Raw genomic sequence first — 14,806 nt, forward strand, 5'->3', positions numbered from 1 at the left:
GCCGGGTCGGCGCCGACGGTCACGGCGCCCCGGACGAAAGCCGACAGCGTTCCGAGAGCGGATCGACAGTCCTCACGCCGACACTCGTCACCGGGTCGCCGCCGCCGGCGACCGAACGGGGGCGGTGCGCCCGCCGGCTCCTCAGGGCGGGCGCACCGACGTCACTCGAAAAGCCGAGCGCCTCCCGCGTGTCACGTATCTAGGATCGTGGAACTACCCGCACTCCCATCGGAGGATCTTCCACCTTGCACGGACAACGGGGTTCCACCGGCCTGCCCGTCACACGCCGCCGGCGCGTTCCGCGCCGGCTTCTGGCCACCGGCCTCACCGCCCTGCTCACCGCCACCACGGCCCTGGCCGTAACCGCCACGCCGGCATCCGCCGGGGTGAGCCAATTCATCCTTCCGACCAGCGGCAGTTGGACCGACGCCCGTCAGCCGTCGACCGCTTCTGCGGAGATCGACGGCACCGTGCCGGTCGGCACCTGGACGTCCGGCGACGACAAACACACCTCGCGGGCCTACTTCACCTACGACCTCTCTCCGTTCCAGGGCAAGCGCATCATTCGTGCCCTCGGTGTCACCGAGGAGACGGCGGTCAACGAATGCTCGAAGCCACGCGAGATCGAGCTGTGGCGGACCGACGTACCGACCACCGCATTGACCTGGGAAACGTCACCCACGGTTCGCGAGAAGATCGCTGACATCGCGCCGACCGCTCCCTGTCAGGGGCAGCTGGAAGTGCTGCTCACCGAGGCGGTACGGCAGGCGGTCGAGGCCGGGCAGACCTCGATCACCTTCATGGCACGGATCGCCGGAGACCACGAGGACAAGCTGCCCTACGGCCGATGGATCAGGGAACTCGGCATCTCCATCGACGCGAACACGCCGCCGGACGTACCGACCAACCTGGAAGTCAACGGGCTCCCCTGCGCCGACGAGCTGCACATCGGGACGGCCACGCCGTACCTCGCGGCGAGGGTCACCGACGCGGACGCGGCACCGTCGAACGCCGAACCGGTGACCGCCACCTTCGCCTGGTGGCCGGTGACCGACCCGACCATGCGGACCGAGCAGACGTCCCCGGCCAAGGCCGCCGGGTCGCCTTTCTCGTACAGCGTTGCGGCCGGCCAGATGGTCAACGGGACGTACGCCTTCGCCGTCCGGGCCACCGACAGGGCAGGCGACACCTCCGCCTGGTCGGCGGAGTGCCGGTTCGCGGTCGACACCACCAGCCCCGCCCAGCCGACGGTCAGTTCGACGGACTACCCGGCCGACGACGGCTGGTACGGCGGTCCCGGCATCCCGGGCCAGTTCACCTTCTCCGCCGGCGGCGACACCGACACGGTGCGATTCCGCTACAGCCTGTCCGGGGGGCCGGCGACCGACGTGGCGGCCGACGTCCCGGGCGGCTCGGCGACCGTCACCCTCACCCCCGACCGGGACGGGCCGAGGACGCTCACCGTCGAGGCGGTGGACCTCGCGGGCAACCGCTCCACGCCCACGAGCTACGTGTTCCGGGTGCGCACCACCAGCCCGACGATCACCGACGCCAACCCGACGGCCGGGTACGGCCAGCCGCGCAACCTGACGTTCGCGCCGCGGATGGAAGGCGTCGTCGAGTACACGTACCGGCTCGACGACGGGCCGGAGCAGACCGCGCCGGCGACCGCCGACGGCACGGCCACCGTCACCATCACGCCGACGAAGCCGGGCTACAACACCGTGTACGTCCGCAGCCGCACCGCCGGTGACCTGCCGTCCGGCGAGGGCAGCTACCGGTTCCACCTGGCGACCAAGCCCACGGTCAGCTCCGTCGAGTACCCGATCAACAAGTTCCAGGGTGCGGTCGCCGGCACGCCGGGGACGTTCGTCCTCCAGGCCGGCATGCCCGGGGTGACGGAGTTCGTCTACTCCTTCGACGGCCGTCCGGCGCAGACGGTCGCGGCGGGCGCAGACGGGTCGACGTCGGTGGGGTACACCCCGACGACCGCCGGGATCCACCGGGTCACCGTCCACACGCGGACCGGCGACGGCACCGTGTCGGAGACCTTCAGCGGCACCTTCTACGCCAGCCGGGCCAGCTGACGTAGGGCAACGACGAGGGGCGCCGGGCTTGCTGCCCGGCGCCCCTTCGCGTACGCGTGGATCAGCGGCGCCCGACCGTCAGCACCGGCTTGGTGACCTCGGCGAAGAAGTCGTTGCCCTTGTCGTCGACCACGATGAAGGCCGGGAAGTCCTCCACCTGGATCTTCCAGACCGCCTCCATGCCCAGCTCCGGGTATTCCAGGACCTCGACGTGCTTGATGCAGTCCTGCGCGAGCCGGGCGGCCGGGCCGCCGATCGAGCCGAGGTAGAAGCCGCCGTGCTGCTCGCAGGAGCGGGTGACCTGGGCGGAGCGGTTGCCCTTGGCGAGCATGACCTGCGAGCCGCCCGCGGCCTGGAACTTCTCCACGTACGCGTCCATCCGGCCGGCGGTGGTCGGGCCGAACGAGCCGGACGCGTAGCCCTCCGGCGTCTTGGCCGGGCCGGCGTAGTAGACCGCGTGGTCGCGCAGGTACTGCGGCATCGGCTCACCGGCGTCCAGCCGCTCCGCGATCTTGGCGTGCGCGATGTCGCGGGCCACCACGAGCGGGCCGGTCAGCGACAGCCGGGTCTTCACCGGGTACTTCGACAGCTCCGCGCGGATCTCGTCCATCGGCCGGTTGAGGTCGACGCGGACCACCTCGGACGCGTCGAGCGTCTCGTCGGTGACGTCGGGCAGGTAGCGCGCCGGGTCGGTCTCGAGCCGCTCCAGCCACACACCCGACGGGGTGATCTTGGCGACCGCCTGCCGGTCGGCCGAGCAGGAGACGGCGATCGCCACCGGGCAGGACGCGCCGTGCCGGGGCAGCCGGACCACCCGCACGTCGTGGCAGAAGTAGCGCCCGCCAAACTGCGCGCCGATGCCGAAGTTGCGGGTCAGCTCCAGCACCTCCGCCTCCAGCTCCAGGTCGCGGAAGCCGTGCGCGCTCATCGAGCCGGAGGTGGGCAGCGCGTCGAGGTACTTGGCGCTGGCGTACTTGGCGGTCTTCAGGGCGTACTCGGCGGAGGTGCCGCCGATGACGACGGCGAGGTGGTACGGCGGGCAGGCGGCGGTGCCGATCAGCCGCAGCTTCTCCTCCAGGAACTGCATCATCCGCGTGGGGTTCAGCAGCGCCTTCGTCTCCTGGTAGAGGTACGACTTGTTGGCCGAGCCGCCGCCCTTGGCCATGAAGAGGAACTTGTACGCGTCGGGCTGCCCGTCCGGGTCCTCCGCGTAGAGCTCGACCTGGGCCGGCAGGTTGCTGCCGGTGTTGCGCTCCTCCCACATGGTCAGCGGGGCGAGCTGCGAGTAGCGCAGGTTGAGCCGGGTGTAGGCCTGGTAGACGCCGCGCGAGACGGCCTCGGCGTCGCTGCCGTCGGTGAGCACGTGCCGGCCGCGCTTGCCCATCACGATCGCGGTGCCGGTGTCCTGGCACATCGGCAGCACGCCGCCGGCCGCGATGTTGGCGTTGCGCAGCAGGTCGAGCGCGACGAACCGGTCGTTCGGCGAGGCCGCCGGATCGTCGATGATCGACCGCAGCTGGGCCAGGTGCGCGGGGCGCAGGAAGTGCGCGATGTCGTGCATCGCCTCGGCGGTCAGCGCGGTGAGCGCGGTCGGCTCCACGGTGAGGAACCGGCGACCCCCGGGCCCGTTGACGACGTCGACGCCCTCGTCGGTGACCAGGCGGTATTCCGTCTGGTCGGGGCCGGTCGGCAGCAAGGGAGCGTACGAGAACGCGGCGGCACTGCTCATGAGCGGAAAGCCTAGGGCAGAAGAGTCGATCAGTCGCACCCGCCGGGTGGGTCCTGGGACGACGCTCTCACCCGGGGCAGAGCTCCCGCTTCGGGCCGCAGCTGTCCTCCGGCCCGGGGACGCCCGCCGTGCCGCCGGGGCCGGGTACGCCGCCGTCGCGCGGCGGGGCCGGGGCGCCCGGCACCCCGCCGAAGCGGACGTAGCCGATCTCCCGCCCCTCGCCGATGACCATGCCCCTCGGGCCGACGGCGAGGGCGTTCGCGGAGGTGCGCAGGCTCGCCAGTTCCCGCCCGGTACGCGGGTCCAGCGCCACCAGCCGGGACGGCTTCTCGTCGGCGATCACGGCCGCGTACGGGGTGAGCGCCGCACCGGCCTTCGCCCCGGTCGGACGGGTCCACCGGACGCGCCCGGCGCCCAGCTCCCGGCCGACCACCGCGCGCTTGTCGGCCGACCGGACCAGGGCGTACCGGTCGTCGACCGCGAGCAGCTTCTCCCCGGCGGAGGTGACCAGCAGCAGCCGCCCGTCGTAGCCGTCGAGGACCGCCTCGCGGGCGTCCGGGGCCACCCCGATCAGCACGTTGCGCGCGCCGTGCGGGTCCTCCCGCTGCACGCAGCCGGCGTTGTCGGCGGTCCGCAGGTTGATCCCGGCCCGCCGCCACGTCTCCTGGCCGGTCGCCGGGTCGCGGCCGGAGATGGCGAAGTAGCAGGTGCCGTCCTGGGAGCGGGCGGTGATCCGCAGCAGCCGGCCACCGACCACCGACAGCCGCTCGTCGCGGCCGGGCTCGACGTCCTGGAGCACCCGCCCGGTGGCGGTGTCGAGGACGTGCACCCGGCCGTCGATGGGGAAGCCGAGCAGCGGCGGCACGGGTTCCGGGCCGGCCACCTCGTCGTCGATCCGGACGGCGTCCAGCCGGCGGGTGTCGAGCAGCCCCGGGTTGTCGCCGAGCAGACCGCTGCGCACGCCGGGCACGAAGGCCGTCCAGAGCGGGGCGGTGCCGCGCGCGTCCCAGGCGCTCACCGTGCAGTCGGTGGCCTCGACGCAGCGGGCGTCGAGCAGCATGTTGCGGTACGTCCAGACGGCCACCGCGTCGCCGTTGCGCCGCCGCGTGGCGCCGGTCGTCGGATCCAGCACCTCGTACCCCTTGACCAGCAGCTTGCCCACGACGACGACGGGGTCCCGGTCGCCGCCGGCCACCGCGGCCCAGTCGGCCTTGCGCTCCCACAGCTGGGCGCCGGTGGCCAGGCTGCGCGCCTCCACGCGGGTGCGCTGCTCGACCACCACGGTGTCGCCGGCGATGGTCACGCTGCGCGGGGTGCCGCCGACGCGCTGCTGCCAGACCACGTCCGGCTCGGAGATCGGCTCGCTGCGGTCGACCCACTCCCACACCCCGGGGAACGGGTTCCACACTCCGGTGGCGGCGAGCGCGACGACCACGACGAGCGCGAGCAGCAGCCCGCCACGCCACCCCCCGAGGCCGCCCGCCTTCGCCACACGCACACGGTAGCGACGACCGCAGCGCCGCCGCTCTCCCGCGCCGCCGTGTCGCCGCCCTTTCTCGCGTGCCCGTGGGCGTACGGGAGGGCCTCCGCCCGCTGCTCAGCGCTGGGCGGCGGAGCGGATCAGGGGGAGGGTGCGGTAGGGGATCTGCTCGGCCAGGGCGATGATCGTCGAGGCGCGGCGGATGCCCTCGTACGAGACGATCTGGTCGATCACCCGCTGGAGGTCGGTGTTCGAGCGGGCCACGATCCGGCAGAGCAGGTCGCTGGAGCCGGTGATGGTGTGCGCCTCCAGCACCTCCGGGATCGCGGCCAGGTGCGCGGCGACCTTGTCGTGCCCGTGCCGCTGGCTGATCTCCAGGGTGACGAAGCTGGTGACCCCGAACCCGATCGCCGCCGGGGTGATCTCCGGCCCGAACCCCGAGATGACGCGCCGCTCGACCAGCTTGTCCAGCCGGGCCTGCACGGTGCCCCGGGCGACCCCGAGGCGTCGGGAGCACTCCAGCACCCCGATGCGCGGCTCCTCGGCGAGCAGTTCGATCAACCGCGCGTCGAGGGCATCGAGCTGTACACCTTGACCAGCACTCATGGTGTATCACCCTACTTAATGCGCAACCTGACCAGGCGTTGGCGCGACAGTTGCCCAGTACGGCACTCCACCGCGATCCTCGCCACAGGACCCTGCACACGACCAACGGCGGCGGCCACGGGGCCGACCGGAACTTGAGGGAGACCGCGATGACCCAGGCGATCGACCGCCCCCAGGCGACCGACGACGTCGACGTCGACGTGCTCGTCGGCGCCGTGGACCACGACATCAGCCGCGACCCGTTCCCGGTCAAGGGCCTCGACCACGTGCACTTCCTGGTGGGCAACGCCAAGCAGGCCGCGCACTACTACTCCACCGCGTTCGGCATGACCTGCGTGGCGTACCGGGGCCCCGAGCAGGGCTACCGGGACCACGCCCAGTACGTGCTGACCAGCGGCTCGGCCCGGTTCGTGCTGACCGGCGCGGTCCGCCCGGACGCCGAGGGCGCCGAGCACGTCGCGAGGCACAGCGACGGTGTCTCCGACATCGCGCTGGAGGTGCCGGACGTCGACGCCGCGTACGCGCACGCCACCGCGCAGGGTGCCACCGGCCTGCTCGAACCGCACGACGTCAGCGACGAGCACGGCACCGTACGGCTGGCCGCCATCGCGGCGTACGGCGACACCCGGCACACCCTCGTCGACCGGTCCCGCTACACCGGCCCGTTCCTGCCCGGGTTCGTGGCCCGCAAGCCGATCGTGGACCGGCAGCCGATGATCGACGCCGGCCTCCAGCCGAAGCGGTTCTTCCAGGCCGTCGACCACGTGGTCGGCAACGTCGAGCTCGGCCGGATGGACGAGTGGGTCGAGTTCTACAAGCGCGTCATGGGCTTCTCGAACATGGCCGAGTTCATCGGCGACGACATCGCCACCGACTACTCGGCGCTGATGAGCAAGGTCGTCGCGAACGGCACCCGCAAGGTGAAGTTCCCGCTCAACGAGCCGGCGATCGCCCGCAAGAAGTCGCAGATCGACGAGTACCTGGAGTTCTACCAGGGCCCGGGCGCCCAGCACATCGCCGTGGCCACCAACGACATCCTGGCCAGCGTCGACGCGATGCGCGCCGCCGGCGTCGAGTTCCTCGACACCCCGGACTCGTACTACGACGACCCGGAGCTACGCGCCCGGATCGGCCAGGTGCGGGTGCCGATCGAGGAGCTGAAGACCCGCAAGATCCTGGTCGACCGGGACGAGGACGGCTACCTGCTCCAGATCTTCACCAAGCCGGTGCAGGACCGCCCGACGGTCTTCTTCGAGCTGATCGAGCGGCACGGCTCGCTCGGCTTCGGCAAGGGCAACTTCAAGGCGCTCTTCGAGGCCATCGAGCGGGAGCAGGAAGCGCGCGGCAACCTGTAACACTGACGAGCGTGACGCAGCCTCCGACGTACCCGACGCCGCCGGCCGGTGGGCCCCCGCCCGCCGCCGGCGGCTTCGCGCCGCCCGCCGGTCCCGCCAACCAGGGGTACGCGGTGCCGCCGCAGCACGCCCCGCCCGGTCAGGTCCCGCCCCCGGGCTGGGCGCCGCCGCCCCCGGGCTGGACGCCGCCGCCCCCGGGCTGGGCCGGGCCGCCCCGCCCGGCCCCGGCGCTCGGACCGGGCGGCCGACCGCTCGCCAGCTTCGGCGACCGGCTGCTCGCCGCGCTGATCGACGGCGCGCTGAGCACGGCGGTGGCGATGGTCCTCTTCCTGCCGCCGTTCCTGATCCTGTTCTGGAACATGATGGACGGCCTGACCCGGACCAACCCGGACGGCACCCTCGCCGATCCCGACCCCGCGTCGTTCCTGACCGACTTCATGCTGCCGATCCTGCTGCTCGAACTGGGCCTGCTGGTGGTCATGCTCGGGCTCTACTGGCTCTACCACGTGGAGTACATGAAGCGCACCGGGCAGACGTACGGCAAGCGGGTGATGAAGCTGCGGGTCGTGCCCCTCGACCCGGCCGCCACGCTGGACCGGCGGATGGCCGGCAGGCGGTACGCCGTGCAGTACGTCGCCGCCATGTTCCTGCCCGGCCTCAGCTACCTCGACGGGCTCTGGCAGTTGTGGGACAAGCCCTGGCAGCAGTGCCTCCACGACAAGTTCGCCGGCACCGTCGTCGTTAAGGTGTCTGCGTGAGCGAGCGCAGCGAGGCCAGGCCATGAGCGTCGGACCGGGGTGGTACGTCGACCCGGCCGATCCGGAGACCCGACGCTACTGGGACGGCGAGGGCTGGATCGGCGCGCCGATCCCCGTCGACGCCACCCCGCCCGAGGGGCCGCCGCCGGCCGAGCCGCCACCCGCGCCCGCCCCGGCGTCGCCCGCGGCGCCGGTCCCCGCGCCGGGCGCCCCCGCGGGCGGGCCGCCCCTGCCGGGGCAGCCGCAGCCGGGCCAGCCCTACCCCTGGCAGCCGCCGCAGGGGCACGGCCAACCGCAGGGCCCGCCGCCCGGTGGCGCTCCGCCGCCCGGCTGGCCACCCGGCGGCTGGCCCGGACGACCGCCGGAGCCGCGCCCGCACGGGCTCCCGCTGGCCGGGTTCGGCGCCCGGCTGGTCGCCCGGCTGATCGACTTCACGATCGTCTTCGCGCTGAACGCCGTGGTGAACGGCTGGTTCGTCTGGCGGCTGGTCGAGGAGGTCACGCCGTACTGGCGGGAGGTGTTCCGGCGGGCGATGGCGGGCGACAGCTCCACCGACAACCTGCCGCAGCCCAGCGAGCAGGCCGGCGGCCTCCAGGTCGTCATCCTGCTGATCGCCACCGCGCTCTGGCTCGCGTACGAGGTGCCGACGACGGCCTCGGGCGGGCAGACGTTCGGCAAGCGGCTGGTGGGCGTCAAGGTGGTGCCGATGAGCGCGAACGAGCCGCTCGGCTTCGGCCGGGCGCTGCGCCGGTGGAACACCCTCGGCCTGCCCACCCTGCTCTGGTACTGCTGCGGCCTCGGCCTGCTGCTCCAGCTCGTCGACGCGCTCTCCCCGCTCTTCGACCACCCGCTGCGTCAGGCGCTGCACGACAAGCGGGCGCAGACCGTGGTGGTCCAGCTCCCCCGCGGCACCCGCAACACCACGGGCGGGCGCGCCACGCCGGACGACCGCACCACCACGCGCGAGCCCACCACCACGGGCGAGCGCACCCCCGACGACCGCACCGACCCCTCGGGAGACACCCCATGACCGACCCTGGACGTCACCAGCCGGCGCTGCGGCTGACCCGCCCCGACCTGGACGCGCTGCCCAACTACGTGCCCGGCCGCAGCCCGGCCGACCTGGCCCGCGAGCTGGGCCTCCCCGAGGCGATCAAGCTGGCCAGCAACGAGGTGCCGTACGGGCCGGTGCCCGGCGTGGTGGAGGCCGTCGCCCAGGCCGTCGCCGGGGTGCACCGCTACCCGGACATGGGCGCGCTCGCGCTGCGCGAGGCGCTGTCCGAGCGGTACGGCGTGGACGTCGACCGGATCGCCACCGGCTGCGGGTCGGTGGCGCTGGCCGAGCACCTCGTCCGGGCCACCTGCCTGCCCGGCGACGAGTTCCTCTACGCGTGGCGCTCCTTCGAGGCGTACCCGATCATCGCGGCGACCAGCGGGGCGACCAGCGTGCGGGTGCCCAACGACGCCGGGCACGGGCACGACCTGGCGGCGATGGCGGCGGCGGTCACCGACCGGACCCGGCTGATCGTGGTCTGCAACCCGAACAACCCCACCGGAACGTCCGTGCGCCGGGCGGAACTGGACCGGTTCCTGGACACCGTCGGCGAGGACGTGCTGGTCGTGATCGACGAGGCGTACCGCGAGTTCGTCACCGACCCGGAGGTGCCGGACGGCCTCACCTACCTCGACCGGCCGAACGTGGCCGTGCTGCGTACGCTCTCCAAGGCCTGGGGCCTGGCCGGCCTGCGGATCGGCTTCCTGGTCGCCCACCCGACGGTGGCGGCGGCCGTGCGCAAGGTCGTGACGCCGTTCTCCAGCAACATGGCCGCGCAGGCGGGCGCGCTCGCCGCGCTGGCGCAGGAGGACGAGGTGCGGCGGCGGTGCGCCCTCGTGGTGGCCGAGCGCGACCGCGTGACGGAGGCGCTGCGCAAGCTCGTCGCCGACGTGCCGGACAGCCAGGCGAACTTCGTCTGGCTGCCGCTGGGCGACCGGGCCGTGGACTTCGGCAAGGCGTGCGAGGCGCGGGGCGTGATCGTCCGGCCGTTCCCTGGCGACGGGGTCCGGGTCACCATCGGCACCCCGGCCGAGAACGACGCCTTCCTGGCGGCGGCGGAGGCCGCGCTGGCCTGAGGCAGGTGCCGGTCCGGTCCGCCATCCCCTCGCGGACCGGACCGGCAGTCTCAGGCCGCCGCCACCGGCCGCCGGACCCGGGCCCGGCGCCGGTACGCGTAGACCGCGAACAGCACCAGGACCAGCCCCGAGGTGGCCAGCCCGCCCGTGAGCACCTGGCCGGAGCGGTCGACGGCGCTGGTGGCCGCCACCGGGACCGGCCCGAAGCCGACCTTGCCGGTGGCGGAGCGCTTCGTCCAGCCGCTGGCCAGGTCGAGCTTCGCCGCCCACGGCCCGTCCGGCAGGCGGCGGTCCAGGGCGACCCGGACGGTGGTCGTGCCGTCCAGCGCGAGGGTGCCCGCCTCCACCTTCACCGGCCCGGCCGAGAGCCCGCCGGGGCCCTCGGTGAGGCGCAGCTCGCCGGCCAGGTCCAGCGCCCGCCTGCCGGTGTTGCGCACCTGCGCGGTGAGGACGGGCGTGCCGTCCTTCTCCCGCCCGCCGGTCAGCGGGCCGATCTCGAAGCCGGAGGGCGGCTCGCCGCCCGGCCCGACGGAGAGGTAGACCCGGATCCCGGCCCGGCCGACGTTGCGCACGTTCTGCCCGTCCACGCCGGCGACCTCGGCCCAGACGACCGCGTACCGCTCGCCGGCCTCGGCCCGTCGCGGCACGGCGATGGTGACCAGGGCCTCCACCTCCTCGTCGGGGGCCAGCACCTCCTGCGCCGGCTCGACGTCGATCCAGCTGCTCAGCTCGTTCTCGGTGCGGTCCGGGGCGAGGACGAACCCCTTCTTCGTGACGTCGGCCGCGGCGGCGTAGAGGGCGACCGTCCGGCGGGTCTCCGAGCTGTTCTGCACCACGATCCGCCGCTTGATCGTCGTGCCGGGGCGGACGTGGTCGACGACGTACCTGTGCGCCCGGGTGTCGTCGCGTCGCTCGACCGGGGCGTCGAGCAGGCGTACCCCGACCGTGGTCGACGGACCACCCGGACTCGGCTGCGGCGAGGGCCTGGGCGAGCCCTTGCGCCCGTGCGGCTCGACGGCCGGCACGTCCGCCTCGGGGACCTCCGGTTCGGCGAGCACCGGCGGACGGCTGGCGAACGCCGGCCCGGGCTGCGCGGCCGACGCCGGCGCCCCGGCCGTGACCAGGACGGTCACGGCCAGGGCGAGGACGCGGGCCCGGTCACGCCACCGAATGGGTGATCACCCCCGTGTAGGTGCCGCCGACGGCGGTGTTCGGAACGGCGATGCGGATGTCCGGCGCCCAGCTGGCGGTGTTGTTGCCACTGCCAGAGGTCTTCGAGAAGGCGGTGCGGGGCACGCTCAGACTGACCGCGTCGGTCTGGCTGGGCTGGCCGGGCACGAACACGCCGGTGCCGGTGGTGTTGGTAGCTCCGCCCGACCAGTACTCCACCAGTGCCGGCGAGATGGTTTCCTCCGGCGTGCCGCTGCCGGTGGAGAAGGAGCTGGCCGACACCGTGACGGTCCAGGTGGCGTTGAGCGCGGCCCGGCTGTCGGTGACCGTGACGGTGCCGAGTTCGCCGGTGAGGACGCCGCCGGAGAAGACGGAGCCGAGGTTCACGGACGCCGGCACGCTGATGTTCAGGTCGGCGGTGGCGACGGTGAAGGTGACGATGGTGTCGCCGGTCGGCGCGGCCGCGGCGGGCGCCGCCATCGCCACCACGGCGGCCGCGGCGGCGGTCAGGGCAAGAAGTGGCTTCTTCATGAGAGGCACGCTAGACACCCCGGAGAAGACAACAGTGCGTTTTATGGACAAACCCCCCATCAGGCGACGGAGTGGGTGATCGTGCCGCGGTAGGTTCCCCCGACGATGCCGGCCGGGATGGCGATCCGGACGGTGGGCACCCAGGCCACCGTGTTGTTGCCGTTGCCGGCGGTCTTGCGGAACGCCTCACGGACGACGCTCAGGGTCACCGCCTGCGCGAAGGTCGGCTGACCGGGCACCAGCGTGCCGCCGCCGGTGCTCCGCGTCGCCGACCCGGACCAGTACGAGATCCGGTCGTTCGCGATCGTCCGCTGCGCTCCGCCCGCACCGGTGACGAAGACGGTGGCGGAGACCGTGGCGACCCAGGTGTTGGGGTTGACCTGGCCACGCGAGTCACGCACCTCGACCGTGCCCAACTGCCGCGTGAGGGTGCCGCCGGTGAACCCGCTGCCGAGATTGATGGAGGCGGGCACGGTGATGTCCACCCCCACCGTCCGGGCCAGCCGGACCGTCCGGCCGGTCGGCGCGGCGTCGGCCGGCGAGGCGGTGACCAGGATCAGGATCGCGCCCAACAGGGCTGCCAGGAGACGCACAGTGGGACTATAAATAACTTATGTCCGTTTTGTCGAGCAGGCGGGCCGGCCCGCGTTTCACGGCGCGGCCCGGATCACCGCTCACGTCGCCGCGAGGACCAGTGGCTCCGAGGTCAGGTAGTAGCGCCGGTCGTCCGCCGTCGGGTCGACCGGCTTGCGGAGCCGCTCCACGGCCACGAACCCGCCGGCCGCGTACGCCGCGCCGGGCGCCCAGCCGATCCCGTCCGAGCCCACGTTGAGCGCGAAGAAGGACCGTTGCGCCCCCGTCGCCGGGTCCAGCGTCACGAGGTCGTTCGTCTCCGTCAGCAGGTGCACCCGGTCGGGCTGGACGGCGAGCAGCCGCACTTGCGGCAGGTCGGGACGGCGCCACAGCTCCGCCCCCGTACGCGCCGAGCGCCCGACCGGCACCCCGTCCACGACCGCCACGGCCGTCCCGCCGACGAGTTCGGCGTCCGGCCGGTCCAGGGCCGGGGCGGCGACCGGCTCGCCGGCGTCGAGCAGCCAGCCCCGGCCCGCGTCGTCGCCCGGCCTCGCCGTCCGCAACCCGGCGCACCCCGTCCGGCCGGTGCCGCAGCCCACCGGTGTGGCCACCAGCTCGTCGCCGGCGTCCGGCGGCCGCCAGCGCAGGCCCACCGCCCCGGTCGCGGCGTCGCGGAACTCGACCACCGCCGGTCCCGCGCAGGAGTCGACGATGATCAGGTGCCCGGACGCGGTCGTGCCGAGCGCGTCCCGGCACCCGGCGACCGTGTCGCCCGGTGGCACCGTGACGGTGACGTGGGACCGCCACAGTTCGCGGCCGTCGGCCAGGTCCACCGCACGCACCCACTCCGCTCCGGCCGCCACCACCACCTGCCGGCCGTCGGGCGCCCGGGCCACGAAGATCCCCCGGGGGTCCCAGACCGTCGCCGCTCCGGTGCGCCGGACCGTCCGCTCCCCCGCCGGCGCCGGCCCGTCCGCCCGCCAGGCGACCCGGCCGCTCCGCGCGTCAAGCGCCACCAGGCGCCCGTCCGACCAGCGGGTGACCACGGTCGTACCGCTCGCCACGACCCCGTCGAGCGCCGCCGGCCAGCGACGGTACGACCAGTACGGGGTGGTCCGGTGCCGGCCGTCGACCGGGCGGTCGGCGTAGACCTGGCGGTGGGCCGCGTAGACCCGCAGCCGGCCGTCCACGACGAGCGGGGCGACGGGGAGCCGGCCGATCACACCGGCGGCGGGGGACACGGCCGGCGGATACCCGGCGCGGGCGGGCGTGACGACCTCGGCGGGGGCGAGCACCCGGTAGACCGTCGCCGCGACGGCGACGGTGCCGAGCAGCGCCGCGACCGCCACCGCGATCCGCCGCCGGCCGTTCGGGAACCCCATGCCGCACCTCCGCCCGGCACCCTACCCAGCGGAGCCGGTCAGGGCCCTGTCAGGTCACCGGCGGACGGGTGTGCCGGCGGCGGCCCCTGCCGGGCCACGCACGCTGCGCGCCGCATTGCCCGTGTATTCGCCTCGGGCCGCCCCGCGTGCCTCAGGCCGCCTCGGTCGCGTTGGCGGCCGCTGCGGCGGCCAGGTCGGCGAGGTCCTGTCGCAGCGCGCGCTCGACCGCCCGGGCCGCCAGCCCGCCGAGCAGCAGCGCGACCACCCGGCCGTACGGGGCAGTGGGCACCGCCTCCTGCTCGACCGTGACGGCGGTGCAGCCCCGGCGACGCCGCTCGACCGGGCGCAGTGTCCACGTGATCCGGTAGTCCACCCCGGCGCCCCGCGAGCCGAGCACCAGCCGTCGGGGCGGCTCGGCCTCGATGACGACGAACTCCTCGACCAGCGCGGTGCCGTCGGGCTGGGAACGGGTCTCCCGCCACACGGTGCCCGGGCCGAACCGGCCGGGGGTGAGCACCTCCACCGGCCCGGTGAAGCGCCGGGTGCGGGTGGTCAGGTCGGTCAGCAGCCGCCAGAGGTCGACGTCGTGCGCCTCCACGAACTCCGTGACCGCCACCGTCGACATGCCACCTCCCGTGGCCTCGACGGTACGCCGGGTGAGCGCGGATCGGGGCCCCCGGAGCGGATTTTCCACCGCCGGGAGCCCCGATCCGGAGCGGTCGACCCGTCAGCGACCGAACTGGCCGGCCCGGATCGCGCCGACGAAGGCCGCCCACCCCGGCGGGCTGACCGCCAGCGCGGGGCCCGCCTGGTCCTTGGAGTCGCGTACGCCCACCACGCCGAGGGCGTCGACCAGGTTGTCCGCCACCTCCACGCAGAGGCCCTGGTCGTTGGAGCGGCTGCTGGTACGCCAGACCGCGCCCGGGAGATCGTTCATCGTCGTCACCTTCCTGTCGTCGGTACGCCAACCGGCGGCCGGGCCGGGACCGGAAGGGGCGTCCGGTC

The 14,806-nt window shown here is 73.8% G+C and carries 14 protein-coding genes; 5 read left to right on the forward strand and 9 right to left on the reverse strand.

The genetic code is table 11. The features are described from left to right. The first annotated feature begins 386 nt into the window (after positions 1-386). The gene (locus DER29_RS32860) at positions 387-2,087 is read left to right on the forward strand and encodes a hypothetical protein (RefSeq protein WP_158619136.1); all 1,701 of its coding nucleotides are present in this window, start codon (positions 387-389) and stop codon (positions 2,085-2,087) included. 61 nt (positions 2,088-2,148) lie between these two features. Here DER29_RS32860 and DER29_RS32865 read toward each other — a convergent pair whose 3' ends face one another. The 3 genes from DER29_RS32865 to DER29_RS32875 form a co-directional block, all read right to left on the reverse strand. Beyond that, entirely contained in the window at positions 2,149-3,816 is a 1,668-nt protein-coding gene (locus DER29_RS32865) for a fumarate hydratase (RefSeq protein WP_121401537.1), read from the reverse strand. A gap of 67 nt (positions 3,817-3,883) precedes the next feature. Beyond that, entirely contained in the window at positions 3,884-5,308 is a 1,425-nt protein-coding gene (locus DER29_RS32870) for a PQQ-binding-like beta-propeller repeat protein (protein ID WP_121401538.1), read from the reverse strand. A gap of 105 nt (positions 5,309-5,413) precedes the next feature. Then, positions 5,414-5,902, reverse strand: a complete 489-nt coding sequence (locus DER29_RS32875) for an Lrp/AsnC family transcriptional regulator (protein ID WP_121401539.1) — start codon at positions 5,900-5,902, stop codon at positions 5,414-5,416. 149 nt (positions 5,903-6,051) lie between these two features. Between DER29_RS32875 and hppD the strand changes: the two genes are divergently transcribed. Genes hppD through hisC form a run of 4 tightly spaced genes read left to right on the forward strand, consistent with a single transcriptional unit; the run spans position 6,052 to position 10,145 of the window. Then, positions 6,052-7,257, forward strand: a complete 1,206-nt coding sequence (gene hppD / locus DER29_RS32880) for a 4-hydroxyphenylpyruvate dioxygenase (RefSeq protein WP_121401540.1) — start codon at positions 6,052-6,054, stop codon at positions 7,255-7,257. Between the two features lie 11 nt (positions 7,258-7,268). Beyond that, positions 7,269-8,015 carry an RDD family protein gene (locus DER29_RS32885; protein ID WP_121401541.1) on the forward strand — a complete coding sequence of 249 codons (747 nt, stop codon included), beginning with the start codon at positions 7,269-7,271 and terminating at the stop codon, positions 8,013-8,015. A gap of 22 nt (positions 8,016-8,037) precedes the next feature. Further along, the gene (locus DER29_RS32890; RefSeq protein WP_121401542.1) at positions 8,038-9,045 is read left to right on the forward strand and encodes an RDD family protein; all 1,008 of its coding nucleotides are present in this window, start codon (positions 8,038-8,040) and stop codon (positions 9,043-9,045) included. Then, positions 9,042-10,145, forward strand: a complete 1,104-nt coding sequence (gene hisC / locus DER29_RS32895; RefSeq protein ID WP_121401543.1) for a histidinol-phosphate transaminase — start codon at positions 9,042-9,044, stop codon at positions 10,143-10,145. The genes DER29_RS32890 and hisC overlap by 4 nt, the downstream gene beginning before the upstream one ends. Before the next feature lie 50 nt (positions 10,146-10,195). Here hisC and DER29_RS32900 read toward each other — a convergent pair whose 3' ends face one another. From DER29_RS32900 to DER29_RS32925, 6 genes are all read right to left on the reverse strand, one after another. Beyond that, on the reverse strand, positions 10,196-11,278 hold the full coding sequence (locus DER29_RS32900) for a hypothetical protein (protein WP_121401544.1): 1,083 nt from the start codon (positions 11,276-11,278) through the stop codon (positions 10,196-10,198). A 25-nt stretch (positions 11,279-11,303) separates the two neighbouring features. Continuing rightward, positions 11,304-11,846 carry a hypothetical protein gene (locus DER29_RS32905; protein ID WP_121401545.1) on the reverse strand — a complete coding sequence of 181 codons (543 nt, stop codon included), beginning with the start codon at positions 11,844-11,846 and terminating at the stop codon, positions 11,304-11,306. A 59-nt stretch (positions 11,847-11,905) separates the two neighbouring features. Then, complete coding sequence (locus tag DER29_RS32910; RefSeq protein WP_121401546.1) at positions 11,906-12,439, reverse strand: hypothetical protein; 534 nt, start codon at positions 12,437-12,439, stop codon at positions 11,906-11,908. An 81-nt stretch (positions 12,440-12,520) separates the two neighbouring features. Continuing rightward, positions 12,521-13,801, reverse strand: a complete 1,281-nt coding sequence (locus DER29_RS32915; RefSeq protein ID WP_121401547.1) for a PQQ-binding-like beta-propeller repeat protein — start codon at positions 13,799-13,801, stop codon at positions 12,521-12,523. A 151-nt stretch (positions 13,802-13,952) separates the two neighbouring features. After that, on the reverse strand, positions 13,953-14,426 hold the full coding sequence (locus DER29_RS32920; protein WP_121401548.1) for an SRPBCC family protein: 474 nt from the start codon (positions 14,424-14,426) through the stop codon (positions 13,953-13,955). A 102-nt stretch (positions 14,427-14,528) separates the two neighbouring features. Next, a complete protein-coding gene (locus DER29_RS32925; protein WP_121401742.1) occupies positions 14,529-14,738 on the reverse strand; it encodes a DUF397 domain-containing protein in 210 nt (69 codons plus the stop codon). Positions 14,739-14,806: the final 68 nt, after the last annotated feature.

This window comes from Micromonospora sp. M71_S20, from assembly GCF_003664255.1.
In the GTDB taxonomy this organism is placed as follows: Bacteria; Actinomycetota; Actinomycetes; order Mycobacteriales; family Micromonosporaceae; genus Micromonospora.